Origin of the sequence: Bacillus sp. RB3 (genome assembly GCF_030164735.1) — a bacterium.
GTDB classification, from domain to species: domain Bacteria; phylum Bacillota; class Bacilli; order Bacillales; family Bacillaceae_G; genus Bacillus_A; species Bacillus_A cereus.
Map to the genome: position 1 here is coordinate 120,620 of NZ_JASNGE010000004.1, position 14,254 is coordinate 134,873.

A 14,254-nucleotide genomic window follows, 5' to 3' on the forward strand; every position below is an offset into this window, starting at 1 on the left:
ACAATAAAAAAATCCTACGTCCACACTCCAGCTATGTGCTGAAGGGACGAAAGATTTCGCGGTACCACCCTTCTTCGCAAGAATACTCTTGCCTCAGTGATCCATAAATGGATCTAGCTAATAACGGAGCTACCGTCTAAGCCTAGACAAATGCTTTAGCTTAGCACTCAAGGGCGATGTTCGTCGACGTGAACCATCGGTTTTCAGCAACCACCGACTCTCTGTGAGGCTTCACAATCAACTACTCCTCCCTATCAACGCTTTCTTATGTTAAAAAAGTTGTTATCCAACTTTATTTTCTTCGTAAATTTTCTCTCCATCTTCTACAACTAACTTACGAAACTCTTTTAATAAACGGTTCGTATGTGGACCTGTTTGCCCTAAGCCAATCGTTCTACCATCTACTGTCGTAACAGCAATCACTTCAGCAGCTGTTCCTGTTAAAAACACTTCATCAGCTACATATACATCATGTCTTGTAAATAACTCTTCTCTTACGTCATACCCAAGTTTTTCGCCGATTTCTAAAATGGCGTTTCGTGTAATACCTTCTAACGCTCCAGCAGAACTTGGTGGTGTAATTAATTTATTTCCTTTAACAATAAACACATTATCTCCTGATCCTTCAGCTACATATCCTTGATCATTTAACATAAGTGCTTCTTGTACTCCAGCTAATTTCGCTTCAATACGAACTAAAATATTGTTTAAGTAATTTAAAGATTTTACTTGAGGGGATAAAACATCGGGACGATTTCGGCGCGTTGCAACTGTTACAACTGGAATCCCTTTCTCATAATATTCTTGTGGGAATAAAGATAATTGTTCTGCAATTACTACTACATTCGGCTTCTTACATGAATCGGGATCCAATCCAAGATTTCCTGCTCCTCTTGATACAACAAGGCGAATGTATCCATTAGATAATTTATTTTGTCGAATCGTCTCAACAACAATATTTGTTACTTCATCTAATGAATATGGAATTTCTAAAAGGATTGATTTTGCTGATTCATACAGCCGGACAAGATGCTCTCTCAAACGGAAAACATTACCGCTATAAACTCTAATTCCTTCAAACACTCCATCGCCATATAAATAGCCATGATCATATACTGAAACTTTTGCCTCATCTTTTGGAACAAATTCTCCATTTAAGAAAATCCATTGCTCATTCACTAGAAGCGCCTCCTATGTTCTATGAATTTTTTATTGTTTCCTAGTTTACTCTCCTTTCTAAATAAATCAAGTGAATTTTTAGAAAATTTATAATTTTTAATCGTACGTACTTCTTTGCTTATACTGATTTAACAACATTGTTAACGTTTACAAAAAGTCAAAAAATTTTTTTCGCCAATTTCCACTAAAAAAATATTTGTTTAAAAGAAGGATTTTCATCAATTGATACGAATCTATTGTATTCAATAAACGGACGTCCGATTTTATAAATCCGGGGATATATAACGACTTTTGCTGAAAAAGGGGGAAAATAACAAAAATAGCGCTGTCTAAAAATAACATTCATATTTTTCATTTCGTAATCATAATCCTATTTTAAAAAAACAATTTGTCAAAATAAAGGAGGAAATAAATATGGCGTGTGTACAAATTAAAGGAACGAGACAAGAGGTAGTAGAAATGCTGCAATTATTTGATCTAATGGATACGAAAGGTTTTTGTAAATTCGATAATTACGTAGAGGTAGAACCAAATACGAAAGAACATAATCATTTTATTGCTTCAATCGACATCCATTCAAATACTTCTTCAGCACAAGATACATTAAACGATCAATTCGTTAGTCAAATGCTTACTGGCGTATATAACGACTAAACAAAGATTTACTTCCTACCGTCTTTTCATAAATATATGCAGTGAACTTGAGCATACTAGCAATTAGATGGTAGGAGGTGATAATTATGGCTAGAATTGGCGTTGAAAACTCATTAACAGACGTTCAACAAGCTCTTCAACAACAAGGTCATGAAGTTGTTACACTTAACTCAGAACAGGATGCACAAGGGTGTGATTGTTGCGTTGTAACTGGGCAAGATTCTAATGTGATGGGCATTGCAGATACATCAATTAAAGGATCAGTCATTACAGCTCACGGTTTAACAACGGATGAAATTTGTCAACAAGTTGAAAGTCGCACTTAAAAAATGAAAGAGGACCCCTTTTAAAAGGAGTCCTCTTTTTTATATTCACCTAACGGGAAAGTAACATATACTGGATGAAAGCCCTACCTCTCTCTCATCATTACGGTTCCACTGACCGCTCCTTGATTCACTAGTATACATATATAGCTTACAAATACAATTTATAGGGTTTGTTCACAAAAGTTGTTGATAAAATTACCCGATCTTTCGCAAACTTTTCGTATTGCATTCATAAGAGATATTTACTTTACACTAGCTGTAACCGAGACACGAATTAAAATTCTAACACCAATACAATAACTTGTCAACTTTTTTCCGCAAATTAAAAACAGACATTAACGGTTTGTCTGTTTTAGAATGGAGCTTTTTCTTTTATTACATATACAACAAAGCCGCTTACTAACATAAATAAGCCAACTACTAAGTTTTTGATATTAATCATAAATTCCTCTCCCTTATTCCACACATCATATATATTTACATTTCAATTATTCCGATCATCCTAAAGCGCACTTTTTCTAATATATCATAATTCCTAAAAAATGCAAGTTCACTTTTGACGACCATTCACAAATTTATCTACAGTGCTTGGTACAGTATTTAAAGCCTTTTCAATTAAATGTGTACTGCTGTTGAGATGTAATACTTGCACCCCATTAGAACCAACTACTAAAAAAGCTACTGGACTAATGGAAACCCCAGCCCCGCTTCCTCCTCCAAATGGATGCCCTTGTTTGTTCTCTTTATGCTGATTTTGCCCACCGTTATGTTTTTCAGTGATGAAATCCCCTTTAAAATCACTTCCACCAGCTCCAAAACCAAAAGCCACTTGAGATACTGTTAATACTACATTTCCGTCAGCTGTTGAAACCGGGCTCCCAACAATTGTATTTACATCTACCATCTCTTTTAAATTTGTCATTGCCGTTTTCATTAAATTTTCAATTGGATGTTCCATTATGTATTGCACCCTTTCCTCATTATTCCTTTTTATATTTTCCAAAATAGAGAAAGTCATACTAACTTTTCCTATTTCAAAAAAACATTTTCCTTCTTTTAAAAGATACTACTCCCTGTACATGCTCCGGTATAGTGAAACTTTAATCAGTGGGATGTGTACGTAGCTCGACTCCCACAAATAGCGGGATAAAAAAGAAAAAGAGATACATACTACTATTGAACCTTGTTATGAAAGGAGTCATGACTTTGACTGAGAAATTTGATGATTATAAAAAAAGAGATAGAATAGATAGTGATTATAGTGACTATAAAGAAGAGTACGCCGCTGAGGTTGCACCACAACGCATTGATTATGATTACGATGATAAAGACGATAAAGATGTTGTAAAATCGTCCGCTGCTGGATCAACTGCTGGTTTTATCGCTCTTGCGCTATCTATCTTATCGCTATTTACATTTCCAACACTATTTGGTCTTGTTTCTGTTTTACTCGGTATTTACGCTTATAATCGCGGAGCTACTGTAACTGGCGGTATCGCTGCAGTTGTCGGTGGAATTGCTGCACTTATCGCAATTTTATTCCGAGTAGCACTTATTGGTCTATTGTTCTCCCTGTTCTAAAAAAGAAAAAGGTATCTCGCTTAACGCGGGATACCTTATCCTGTAAACACATCTTCCGATGGATATTTTATTTTTTGTTTTGCTGGTCGCGCTAAAGAGAACACAAGTGTTAATGGTCCAATTAATCCGCAGAACATAACAAACATAATAATACATTTTCCGAATGCCGATAGCTTTGCAGTAATTCCCATCGTTAATCCGACTGTGCCAAACGCTGATATTGTCTCAAATAATAATTGAATAAAGCTGAAGTTTTCTGTAAGCATTAATATGAATACCGCTGCTAAAATAAGTATTTGACTGGCAACAGCAATCGCTAAGGCCCTCGTTACTGTCGACATTTTAATTGTACGCTGAAATAAAACAATTTCCTCCTTTTTTCTAAAGAAAGAAAGGACAGATGTAATTAAGATAACAAACGTCGTTAATTTAATTCCTCCACCTGTTGATACACTTCCTGCACCAATAAACATTAAAATCATCGTAAATAATATAGATGATTCTTCCATACCTCCATAGTCAACCGTATTAAATCCAGCTGTCCGCGGAGTAATACCTTGAAAGAAGGAAGCCCATAGTTTTTCATTTAAAGATAAATTCCCTAACGTCTTCACATTATTATATTCCAATACAAAAATCACAATCATTGCTATAACATTTAGTACTACTGTTCCAATAATCATTATTTTTGAGTGAAGTGATAATTTTCGAAAACTGCGACTATACCATATATCAATTAATACGGTAAAACCGAGTCCACCAATTACAATTAAAGAGCAAATCCCAATATTAATAATGGGATCCCCTACATATCTTGTTAAATTATCTGGCCATAAAGCAAACCCTGCATTATTATAAGATGCAATTACATGAAAAATACTATAGTATAAACCTTTTCCAAAACCAAACTCTGGAATAAAGCGAAACGATAAAAAGATGACCCCAATAAGTTCAATACAAATCGAAAATATAAAGACACGCTTTACTAATTTTACAAGACCACCTATATTTGTTTGATTAAATGCTTCTCCAATTAATAAACGATGGCGTAATCCGATTTTTTTACCTAGTACCCAAACAATTAAAATGGCAATTGTCATAAGGCCTAGACCACCTGTTTGAATTAAAAACATAATAACAATTTCGCCAAACATCGTAAATGTACTTGCTGTATCCACTACTCCCAAACCAGTTACGGTCGCTGCTGACGTTGCTGTAAAGAAAGCATCTACCCAACTAATATGTACTTTCGTTGCGAATGGTAATTTTAATAACAAACCGCCAACCACAATTAAGCAGAAAAAGCCTAATGCTAATATTTGTGGTGGGTTTAATCGTATAAGACGATTATACAGCCCTTGTTTTTTTGTTACGTCCATATCACTAACTCCCTTATTAAAGTGAAGCTTCCCCTCATACAATAAAAAGCTTTTTAAAAGCCCTTAAATAATTGGGACAAACCTTATATTCTCATAATATAGTTGAGCATAATCTTTTTTTTCATAGATTACAACTTTTATTTATATTCAGATTCCTTTTCGTTTTATGCTGGAAAACTCTATATCCTAATTCTATATTGCTAGCAATAACAATTTCATATGTACTATCTTTCAATTCCCCATATCTTTCACTCTATGTTCACATAGAGGTCACATCCACCTTTTATAGTATATGTATCGAAGCTGTTCCTCCCTAATTTATAAGACATTCCCCAGTGTCTTTGAATAGCTTCCATCCCTAATTAAATTGACATAAATTGTCCCCTTCCATTGACCATCTTATAAATGATGGTCTTATTTTTTGTTTGCTTTATCTTTTATTCCGCTATTTGTGGGCAATAAACGCCCGATTGGTTAAGGCTAATAATCAACAGGGGATGAACAAAAAACACTCATTAAATTTTCATTTTATTTAAAACTCCCTCTCTCTTTCACTCTATATTCACACAGAGGTCACAGCTATCTTTTATAGTATATGTATCGAAGTTGTTCCTCCCTAATTTATAAGACATTCTCCAGTGTCTTTGAATAGCTTCCATCCCTAATTAAATTGACATAAATTGTCCCCTTCCTTGACCATCTTATAAATGATGGTCTTATTTTTTTGTCTTTCTATCTTTTATTTAAAACTCCCTCTCTCTTTCACTCTATGTTCACACAGAGGTCACATCTACCTTTTATAGTATATGTATCGAAGTTGTTCCTCCCTAATTTATAAGACATTCCCCAGTGTCTTTGAACAGCTTCCATCCCTAATTAAATTGACATAAATTGTCCCCTTCCTTGACCATCTTATGTGATGGTCTTATTTTTTTGTCTTTCTATCTTTTATTTAAAACTCCCTCTCTCTTTCACCCTATGTTCACATGAGAGTCACACCTACCTTTTATAGTATATGTATTGAAGTTGTTCCTCCCTAATTTATAAGACATTCCCCAGTGTCTTAAAGCAACTTCCATCCCTAATTAAATTGACATAAATTGTCCCCTTCCCTAGACCATCCTATGTGATGGTCTATTTTATTTTCCAAACACAAAATCAGTCTATCTACACCTAAAAACCAAAAAATTCAGAAAATATTGTTAAATTAGGGATTTTTTCGGTATAATTACTTTAGAAAGAAATTTCACAAAAACAAAAGGGGGGATTTTATTGAAACAAACAAAAGCAATCTTAATCGCATTATTTCTAGGTCTAGTTGTTGGACTCACTCTAAATTTAGCTGCTCCATCTATCTTTGAGCCACTAAATCAATATGTGTTCAACCCAATTGGTCAATTGTTTATTCGACTTATTAAAATGCTAGTTGTTCCTGTTGTGTTCATTTCTATCGTACTTGGTGCTGCCGGCCTTGGAGATCCGAAACAACTTGGAAGAATCGGTTTAAAATCAATTTCATTCTTTCTCGTAACAACTGCGGTTGCCATCTCTATAGCGGTTACATTTGCACTTATTATAAAACCAGGAGCTGGCGGTAATTTTAAAACAGAAGGTCTTAAGTATGAAGGTGCAAAAACTGAAACATCTTTCGTTGACACATTGCTAAATATCGTACCAGATAACCCAGCAAAAGCGATGGCTGACGGAAACATGTTACAAATCATTGCCTTTGCCGTATTGATTGGACTCGGTATAGCTATTTTAGGAAAACGAGTTCAAGGTATCCATTCATTACTTGAACAGGGCAACGAATTAATGATGTATCTTGTTAATCTCGTTATGAAATTAGCCCCAATTGGAACATTCGGTTTGCTCGCTTCATCCGTTGGTAAAATGGGGCTTGCAGGCGTCGCTGCGATGTTCAAGTATATGATTGTCGTTATGTTAGTACTCATTATTCACGGGGTCTTTGTATATGGTGGCTTATTAAAGATATTAGCAAAAGAAAGTATTGTTCGTTTCTTTAAACATTTCGGGCCAGTAATGGCAATTGGATTTAGTACATCTAGCTCTAATGCATCGCTTCCATTTGCAATGAAAACAGCACAAGATAAGCTTGGCGTTCCAAAAGCGATAAGCTCATTTGTACAACCACTAGGGGCAACTATTAATATGGATGGTACTGCCATTATGCAAGGAGTAGCCACTGTATTTATCGCTCAAGTATACGGAGTTGAACTTACATTACCGCAATTAGCTATGGTCGTATTAACTGCTGTACTAGCTAGTATCGGTACTGCTGGTGTACCTGGTGTTGGACTTGTAATGCTTACAATGGTTTTAAATCAAGTAAATCTACCAGTAGAAGGTATCGCTTTAATTATCGGTATTGACCGTATTCTAGATATGTCTAGAACAGCTGTAAACATTTCTGGCGATGCAATTTGCGCAATGATTGTCGCAAAATCAGAAGAAAAATATAATACGGATCAATCGGCAGCATCTTAAATCAAAAAAGGAGTGAATTAATTCACTCCTTTTTTGATTTACTCCCTTTTTTAGAACGATATTCTTTCCCTTTATTATCATTACCAGTTTCAAATTCAGTGCTAAATTCCTGATTAAACTGGCCGGACTTTGGTGATCCTTGATTACCGCTCCCTTTACTACCGTTACGATTCGTCATATTTCTCCCTCCTTCCTTGTATTAGTAGTATGGCGCTCTATCTTTTTTCATACACATTTTATTTATTAACATCTATTACACACGAAAGAAGATCTCCCATCTATAAGGAAGACCTTCTATTTTATCACGTAAGCGTTTTCTTGTTTATAATCACTTAAATAAGTTTTTTGGAAATTGAAATCATTACATTCATTTCATCTTCTGAAAGTGCAGAGAATCTTTCTTGTAAATATTGTTTTTTCGCATCTTCCATTTTCGCAACTAAATCTTTCCCTTGTTCTGTAATCTCTAAATACACAACTCGGCGATCTGATGTAGAACGTGAACGAGTTACAAAACCTTTATTAATTAATTTTTCTGTAACAGCTGTAATATGACTATTCGACACATTTAATTCATTTGCTACACGCGATACCATTTCTTTATTCGTACGATTTAATATTCTTAGGACGATGAATTCATTCCACGGTATGTAACCACCGAATATTTTTCCGATATCATTACGCAACGTGCGAAACATAGCAAACACATTTGTCGATAGTTCTTCCATTAATTGCTCTCGATTTTGAGACAACATTGACAGCTCCTTTTATTTCATTTAGTTAAATAAAAACCTTATTAATAATTTTACATGAAATCTTACTTTTTGTCACCTTATTTTCCCATAATTCGTAGTTTTTTAATATGTATTTCATGATAAAATGAAGTCAACTTCCAGAAAAAGGGATATTTTAATGCATGAGGAGGATAGGTTCTCAAATCTCAGCCTAAAAGATAAAACAATTATCATTAGTATTATTGCTCTTTTTCTCATTATAGTTTTTACATTTATATTTTTTGTATATGTAGGAATCTTTCAAATTACAGGTATAGCGTATAGTTCACGTACTGCTTTACTTCTCTTTTTTTTATTAATCACTTTCTTAGATGGTATTACATTATTTATTTTCAGTTTCTTCAAAGCGCTGCTATATCCATTGACTCAAAACATGCCAAATTGGATTTCTCTCACTCTTTTCTCATTCATTGAAATTACACTAGATTGGTTCGTCATTCATACTGCTGATGATTGGATAGAAAGCGTACAAATGTCCAACTTAACTGAATTATGTGTCGTACTATTCTTTTTTCTATTAAATAAATTATTAAGTGACAAGAAAGAGTAAGAATACAAGCTTTTCTATATAAAAATTGGTACAATGAAAGCAAATCTTACTAAAGAGGTGTTAATTATGAACTTACAACAATGGGCTGATAAAGGTATGTCCTTTGATACATATGTGAATGAAATGCAAGTAAACCAATACGAGCTACTACACATTTACAATAATTTTTTAATTCCAAATGAATTACTTCCTGTATTAGAAGAACGTCAAAATGATGGCTGGCGTGTTATCGTATTAACTGCTGATTGGTGTGGCGATGCTCTTTTATGCGTACCTGTTATGAAACGAATTTCTGAAGTTGCAAATATTGATATGCGTTTATTAATTCGCGATGAAAACTTAGAATTAATGGATCAATATTTAACAAATGGAACAGCACGTGCGATTCCAATCTTTATTTTCATTGATAAAGATGGAAATGAACAAGCCGTCTTTGGACCACGCGCTCCAAAAGTACAAGAATTAGTAACTTCAATGCGCGCTACATTACCTGAAAAAGAAGATCCAACATTCGAAGAAAAACAAAAAGAAATGTATGCTAATTTCCGTGCTACATTAGCTGATGATACTTCTCTTTGGGAACATGTAATGGAAAACATGATAGAAAAATTAGTAAAATAAAAACCTGCCGAGCTCGGCAGGTTTTTATTTTACATAATGAAGAAATAGAATACCGCAGCTAAAATGAAACGATAATAAGCGAACGGTGTTAGTTTTACACGAGATAATAATTTTAAGAATGAGACAATTGCAAGCATCGCAACAACGAATGCAGTTACAAATCCTGTTGCAAATAGCGTTACATCTGCCGAGCTTAATACATCCCAGCTTTTAATTAAATCTAATCCAGTTGCAGCTACCATCATCGGTACTGCTAAAATGAACGTATATTCAGCTGCCGCTGTATGCGACACGCGAGCTAATAAACCACCACTTATTGTAGAACCAGAACGAGAAAATCCTGGCCAAAGTGCTAAACATTGGAACATTCCAATTGTAAATGCTTGCTTATATGTGATTTCATCTAACGTTCTTGCTGTACTTGGTTTTGAAAACTTCTCAGCAACAATCATTAAAATACCACCAGCTACTAAACTAATGACAACTGGTCCTGGACCAAATAAAACCTTTTTAATTGCACTATGGAATAATACACCGAGTACCCCGGCAGGAATCATCCCAATAATAATATGTAATAAATTTAACGATGGCCCTTCTTTTACTTTCCCAATTCCAACTAACGACCATAATCGTTTCCAAAATACAACTACAACCGCTAAAATCGATCCCAATTGGATTACAACTTCAAAAACTTTCGCTCTCTCATCGTCAAATCCAATTAAATGTCCTGTTAAAATCATATGTCCTGTTGATGATACTGGTAGAAACTCTGTTAACCCTTCAACAGCACCCATGATTAAACCAATTAACCAATCAGCCACAAGTAGTGCCTCCTTAATAACAAATAATATGTAATTTTTTCACACCTTATCATAATACCTTATCCCTTTTCAAAGTGCATCCTTTTTTTATTGGCTTCATATGTTGTAGGCGCGTATTTCTTTTCTAATCTTTGATTAAATTGTATGATAGTAAGAGTTTGTTTTTTTATACGGAAAGGGGATTTTATGAAAGAGACTACTTCATTCTCACAAAAGTTAAAGCAATTTGTATTACTATTTTTTCCGATTTTCGTAACGCAAATGTCATTATTTGCGATGAGCTTTTTCGATACAACAATGTCAGGACATGCAAGCCCAACTGATTTAGCAGGTGTCGCAATTGGAACAAGTATATGGATTCCAGTTAGTACTGGGTTAACAGGAATTTTAATGGCCACGACTCCCATTGTTGCACAACTCGTTGGATCCAAGAAAAAAGAGGACGTTCCCCACGTTGTCATACAAGCAGTTTATTTAGCAATTTGTGCTAGTTTCGTTGTTATCCTCATCGGTTTCTTCGTCGTTTCACCTATTTTAAACGGCATGCGCTTAGAAGAACCTGTGGAACGTATTGCAGCTCAATTTTTAAGTATTATCGCAATAGGAATTATACCTTTATTCACTTACACGGTTTTACGTGGATTTATTGATGCATTAGGAAAAACTCGAACAACGATGATTATTACATTACTATCATTACCAATTAACGTAATATTAAATTACTTATTAATCTTTGGTAACTTCGGTTTCCCAAAACTTGGTGGTGTTGGAGCGGCAATTGCTTCCACTGCAACATACTGGTGCATTTTAATTATTACAGTCATTATTATTCAGACGAAAGAGCCTTTTGCCTCTTTCAACATTTTCAAACAATTATACCGCCCTTCTCTTTCGAGTTGGACAGCATTCTTAAAGCTTGGCGTCCCTATCGGATTTGCTATCTTTTTTGAAACGAGTATTTTCGCTGCGGTAACGCTTATGATGAGTAATTTTAGTACGACAACTATTGCAGCTCACCAAGCAGCTATGAACTTTGCTTCCTTGTTATATATGACTCCGCTAAGTTTAGCAATGGCAATGACTATTGCGGTCGGATTCGAAGTTGGTGCAAAACGTTTCGATAATGCAAAACAATACGGACTGATTGGAATTGGATTAGCCCTTGCCTTTGCTTTATTATATTCGATTCTTCTCTACTTCTTTGATGATCAAATTGCTTCTATTTATACGACAGATGCAAAAGTTCATCATTTAGCAAAAGAATTTCTTATCTTTGCGATTTTATTTCAAATTTCAGATGCAATTGCAACCCCTGTACAAGGAGCTCTGCGTGGTTATAAAGATGTAAATGTCGCTCTAATTATGACTTTAATTGCTTATTGGATAATAGGTCTACCACTAGGTTATATATTAGCAACGTATACAGAATGGGCCGCAAAAGGCTATTGGATCGGTCTTATTATCGGTCTAGCATTTGGCGCTGCCTTCCTACTTATCCGTCTCTTTCAAGTACAACGAAAATATACAACACAAAACAGCCGCTAATAATAAAGCGGCTGTTTTCTTTATGCATATTTTTTCTTGTAACGTATAATATAATGAAAAAGAAAGGTGGGTACATATGGACGACAAAGAAAAAAAGCAATCATTCGATGAAGAATTTGCCTCTGAAATTTCACCTGGATATCGGCAAGATGTACATAAGCCACCTAAATATAAAAACACTTCGTTTTTAATGGGCATTACCATTTTCGCTGCTGTATTACTCATACTTATCATTTTCGTTTATTTTTGATGAAAGGTGGCCTATTATATGAAGAAACAAGATTCCAATCGTTCAAAAAGAACTGTTAAAACACAAAAAGGATATGCAGGAGATTCTGTTCATACCCTTAAACAAGTCGAGCAAGGAAATTTATATATTGCTCAAAAAGAACTTGGTCAACAAAATGAAAATCTTTAAAGGCCCTTTATTCCTTGAGGGCCTTTTTATTCCGCATTAAGTAGTACACACCCCAAAATGTTCTATTGAGCAATGAATTTCCTTTATTGTACGCGCTGCTTTTGTTCTAGCACCATAAATATATTATTAACCTTTACAATTTTCACTTCATAATTCAATTTCATTTCGCTTCTCTTACCATTTTCAGTACCCGCAACGTACGCTACAGCTTGATAAAGAAAACTCTCATCGGTCTCTTCACGTATCTCCTCGTTTGTAAATTTATACTCTAAATCTCGAAAACGATTTGGATAATAATTTCCCATTAATTGTTCATACCCTCTATTTAAAAATAGTTCTTCACCTTTTCGTTTCACATCTTCTTTATTAGTAGACCCAAACACTGATAGTTGCTCGGTCACAAAATGCTCTCCTACCTTTTTCATTTCATTATGAGTTAAATTTTCTATACTTTTGTTCTTTAACTCCTTATTTAACTCGTACTGATCAATCGGTTTAAAGGTAGCAAAAACCTCCTCTTTATATGACCAAAACAATATAAAAGCGATACATAGAGAACTGATTAACAGTCTTTTTTTCGTAATGCTCCCGCCCTTCTTCATAATGATAGCTATATTTTAACATATAGAAAGAAAATTCTGATATCATAAAATGGAATAACTTAACTTAGAAACGAGGAACTTGAATTCATATCGGGTATAGAACAACTGAAAATAATACTGCAGGGATGAGATTACATTCTCTCCCTCTGCTCTCTCTCCTCATACAACATTAACTTTTTATCCATTTCAACAATGACTTTATACAGTTGAAATGCTTGTAAAATTTGCAGTTGAATTCCAAAAGGAGCATTTTGTTCTTTTAACCATTGAAATACTTTTGTTTCATCTTTCATTGATTATTCCTCCCTTTATCCTGCTATTTGCGGGTAGCCCGATTAATGAGGGCTGATAATCAGTGGTGGATTGACAAAACCCCCACTGATTAAAGATTCACTTTATTAAAATCTGCTATAAATATACGGTAAATGATGAAAAGCTTTTCATGTCAACAACAAAAAAGGATGCAAAGTTGCATCCTTTAATGTACGATATTTTTCTTCTGCTCCGCTTCTTTCTTTACTTCTTCCCCTTGGCATTCACTACGAAATGCACAACTTATACACTCAGAACGAAAATGACGCTCTGTATAATGCTCAGGTTGTTGCAACATTTCTTTCATTCTAGATAAATCAGCCATTCCAGTTATAATATCTTCCTGTTTTGGAATGTACTCATACTTAGTTCCTTCTATTAAATTAATAACTTCAATCTTTCCTGGAAGAACGCCGAAAGCTTTATAACTGAATACTGTCATTAGCTTCTGACAAAGACCAAGCATTTCCTCATCCGCATCGACGACATACTTTTTAATTACAAACGACCCAGCACTCCACTCACCAACTTCAAATGTCAATGACATGTGGACACCTAACTCTTCCATATATGTTTGAAACTTCTCGTATAAAAACAATGGCGGTGTCTGACTATCATCCTTTTCAACAAACTGTAATAAGTGATCCGTTAGCTTAGCTAATACAATATAGTACTCCGTCTTCGAAGCAAACATATTAATCCTTACTTTTTTCCAATACTTTTCTATTAATATTAAAAGTACAATTTTCGTTTGTTGACCCGCAGGTAGCGTGTAATACTCGTTAATAATTTGATTGACAATCATTTGTGCTATTTGTTGCCATTCAAATGAAGAAGGTTCTCTTCTTTTTATATGACGAAAATAAAATTTATGCGGACAACGCATAAAATCATACAAATGATAATCTGTCATCGTTTTGATTGAGATTTTCTCATGCACTTGCTCTTCATCTCCCTTCTGCCA

General features: G+C 34.6%; 19 protein-coding genes and 1 other annotated feature. Of the genes, 9 read left to right on the plus strand and 10 right to left on the minus strand.

Annotation, left to right across the window (positions count from 1 at the left end):
* Positions 1 to 39: 39 nt before the first annotated feature.
* Positions 40 to 267, minus strand: a binding site (T-box leader).
* 15 nt (positions 268 to 282) lie between these two features.
* Entirely contained in the window at positions 283 to 1,179 is an 897-nt protein-coding gene (gene ilvE, locus QO049_RS08105) for a branched-chain-amino-acid transaminase (RefSeq protein ID WP_001005487.1), read from the minus strand.
* Between the two features lie 414 nt (positions 1,180 to 1,593).
* Here ilvE and QO049_RS08110 point away from each other — a divergent pair, with 414 nt between their 5' ends.
* Together QO049_RS08110 and QO049_RS08115 are read left to right on the plus strand one after the other, a co-directional pair.
* Positions 1,594 to 1,833: a DUF3911 family protein gene (locus QO049_RS08110; protein WP_000752512.1), complete on the plus strand. Its 240-nt coding sequence runs from the start codon at positions 1,594 to 1,596 to the stop codon at positions 1,831 to 1,833.
* 86 nt (positions 1,834 to 1,919) lie between these two features.
* Entirely contained in the window at positions 1,920 to 2,159 is a 240-nt protein-coding gene (locus QO049_RS08115; RefSeq protein WP_000101022.1) for a YkuS family protein, read from the plus strand.
* Between the two features lie 352 nt (positions 2,160 to 2,511).
* On the opposite strand, the gene QO049_RS08120 is transcribed toward QO049_RS08115, so the two are convergent.
* Positions 2,512 to 2,601, minus strand: a complete 90-nt coding sequence (locus QO049_RS08120; RefSeq protein ID WP_000608227.1) for a hypothetical protein — start codon at positions 2,599 to 2,601, stop codon at positions 2,512 to 2,514.
* A 108-nt stretch (positions 2,602 to 2,709) separates the two neighbouring features.
* Positions 2,710 to 3,177, minus strand: a complete 468-nt coding sequence (ytfJ, locus tag QO049_RS08125) for a GerW family sporulation protein (RefSeq protein ID WP_002061011.1) — start codon at positions 3,175 to 3,177, stop codon at positions 2,710 to 2,712.
* A 188-nt stretch (positions 3,178 to 3,365) separates the two neighbouring features.
* Between ytfJ and QO049_RS08130 the strand changes: the two genes are divergently transcribed.
* Positions 3,366 to 3,740, plus strand: coding sequence for a hypothetical protein (locus QO049_RS08130; RefSeq protein ID WP_000136535.1), 375 nt, complete (start codon positions 3,366 to 3,368; stop codon positions 3,738 to 3,740).
* A gap of 35 nt (positions 3,741 to 3,775) precedes the next feature.
* Here the strand turns inward: QO049_RS08130 and QO049_RS08135 are convergent, their stop codons facing one another.
* Entirely contained in the window at positions 3,776 to 5,119 is a 1,344-nt protein-coding gene (locus QO049_RS08135; protein ID WP_000383526.1) for a TrkH family potassium uptake protein, read from the minus strand.
* A 1,272-nt stretch (positions 5,120 to 6,391) separates the two neighbouring features.
* Between QO049_RS08135 and QO049_RS08140 the strand changes: the two genes are divergently transcribed.
* Positions 6,392 to 7,627: a dicarboxylate/amino acid:cation symporter gene (locus QO049_RS08140; protein ID WP_000814807.1), complete on the plus strand. Its 1,236-nt coding sequence runs from the start codon at positions 6,392 to 6,394 to the stop codon at positions 7,625 to 7,627.
* A gap of 22 nt (positions 7,628 to 7,649) precedes the next feature.
* Here QO049_RS08140 and QO049_RS08145 read toward each other — a convergent pair whose 3' ends face one another.
* Positions 7,650 to 7,805, minus strand: coding sequence for a hypothetical protein (locus QO049_RS08145; protein ID WP_000184928.1), 156 nt, complete (start codon positions 7,803 to 7,805; stop codon positions 7,650 to 7,652).
* 154 nt (positions 7,806 to 7,959) lie between these two features.
* A complete protein-coding gene (locus QO049_RS08150) occupies positions 7,960 to 8,379 on the minus strand; it encodes a MarR family winged helix-turn-helix transcriptional regulator (RefSeq protein WP_000081432.1) in 420 nt (139 codons plus the stop codon).
* Positions 8,380 to 8,539: 160 nt separating this feature from the next.
* Between QO049_RS08150 and QO049_RS08155 the strand changes: the two genes are divergently transcribed.
* Both QO049_RS08155 and QO049_RS08160 read left to right on the plus strand, forming a co-directional pair.
* Positions 8,540 to 8,971, plus strand: a complete 432-nt coding sequence (locus QO049_RS08155) for a regulatory YrvL family protein (RefSeq protein WP_000544068.1) — start codon at positions 8,540 to 8,542, stop codon at positions 8,969 to 8,971.
* 33 nt (positions 8,972 to 9,004) lie between these two features.
* Positions 9,005 to 9,592, plus strand: a complete 588-nt coding sequence (locus QO049_RS08160; RefSeq protein ID WP_001999429.1) for a thioredoxin family protein — start codon at positions 9,005 to 9,007, stop codon at positions 9,590 to 9,592.
* 29 nt (positions 9,593 to 9,621) lie between these two features.
* Here QO049_RS08160 and uppP read toward each other — a convergent pair whose 3' ends face one another.
* Complete coding sequence (gene uppP, locus QO049_RS08165; protein ID WP_000796258.1) at positions 9,622 to 10,413, minus strand: bacitracin resistance undecaprenyl-diphosphatase; 792 nt, start codon at positions 10,411 to 10,413, stop codon at positions 9,622 to 9,624.
* Positions 10,414 to 10,599: 186 nt separating this feature from the next.
* Between uppP and QO049_RS08170 the strand changes: the two genes are divergently transcribed.
* The 3 genes from QO049_RS08170 to QO049_RS08180 all read left to right on the plus strand — a co-directional run bounded on the left by QO049_RS08170 (position 10,600) and on the right by QO049_RS08180 (position 12,376).
* A complete protein-coding gene (locus QO049_RS08170; protein WP_000665550.1) occupies positions 10,600 to 11,958 on the plus strand; it encodes an MATE family efflux transporter in 1,359 nt (452 codons plus the stop codon).
* Between the two features lie 76 nt (positions 11,959 to 12,034).
* Positions 12,035 to 12,208 carry a 2-isopropylmalate synthase gene (locus QO049_RS08175; protein WP_246962383.1) on the plus strand — a complete coding sequence of 58 codons (174 nt, stop codon included), beginning with the start codon at positions 12,035 to 12,037 and terminating at the stop codon, positions 12,206 to 12,208.
* An 18-nt stretch (positions 12,209 to 12,226) separates the two neighbouring features.
* Positions 12,227 to 12,376 carry a hypothetical protein gene (locus tag QO049_RS08180; protein ID WP_000743742.1) on the plus strand — a complete coding sequence of 50 codons (150 nt, stop codon included), beginning with the start codon at positions 12,227 to 12,229 and terminating at the stop codon, positions 12,374 to 12,376.
* Positions 12,377 to 12,459: 83 nt separating this feature from the next.
* On the opposite strand, the gene QO049_RS08185 is transcribed toward QO049_RS08180, so the two are convergent.
* The 3 genes from QO049_RS08185 to QO049_RS08195 all read right to left on the minus strand — a co-directional run bounded on the left by QO049_RS08185 (position 12,460) and on the right by QO049_RS08195 (position 14,230).
* On the minus strand, positions 12,460 to 12,978 hold the full coding sequence (locus tag QO049_RS08185; RefSeq protein ID WP_000715261.1) for a hypothetical protein: 519 nt from the start codon (positions 12,976 to 12,978) through the stop codon (positions 12,460 to 12,462).
* A gap of 131 nt (positions 12,979 to 13,109) precedes the next feature.
* Positions 13,110 to 13,271, minus strand: coding sequence for a hypothetical protein (locus tag QO049_RS08190; RefSeq protein WP_000651088.1), 162 nt, complete (start codon positions 13,269 to 13,271; stop codon positions 13,110 to 13,112).
* Positions 13,272 to 13,456: 185 nt separating this feature from the next.
* A complete protein-coding gene (locus QO049_RS08195; RefSeq protein ID WP_000544578.1) occupies positions 13,457 to 14,230 on the minus strand; it encodes a hypothetical protein in 774 nt (257 codons plus the stop codon).
* Between the last annotated feature and the right edge of the window lie 24 nt (positions 14,231 to 14,254).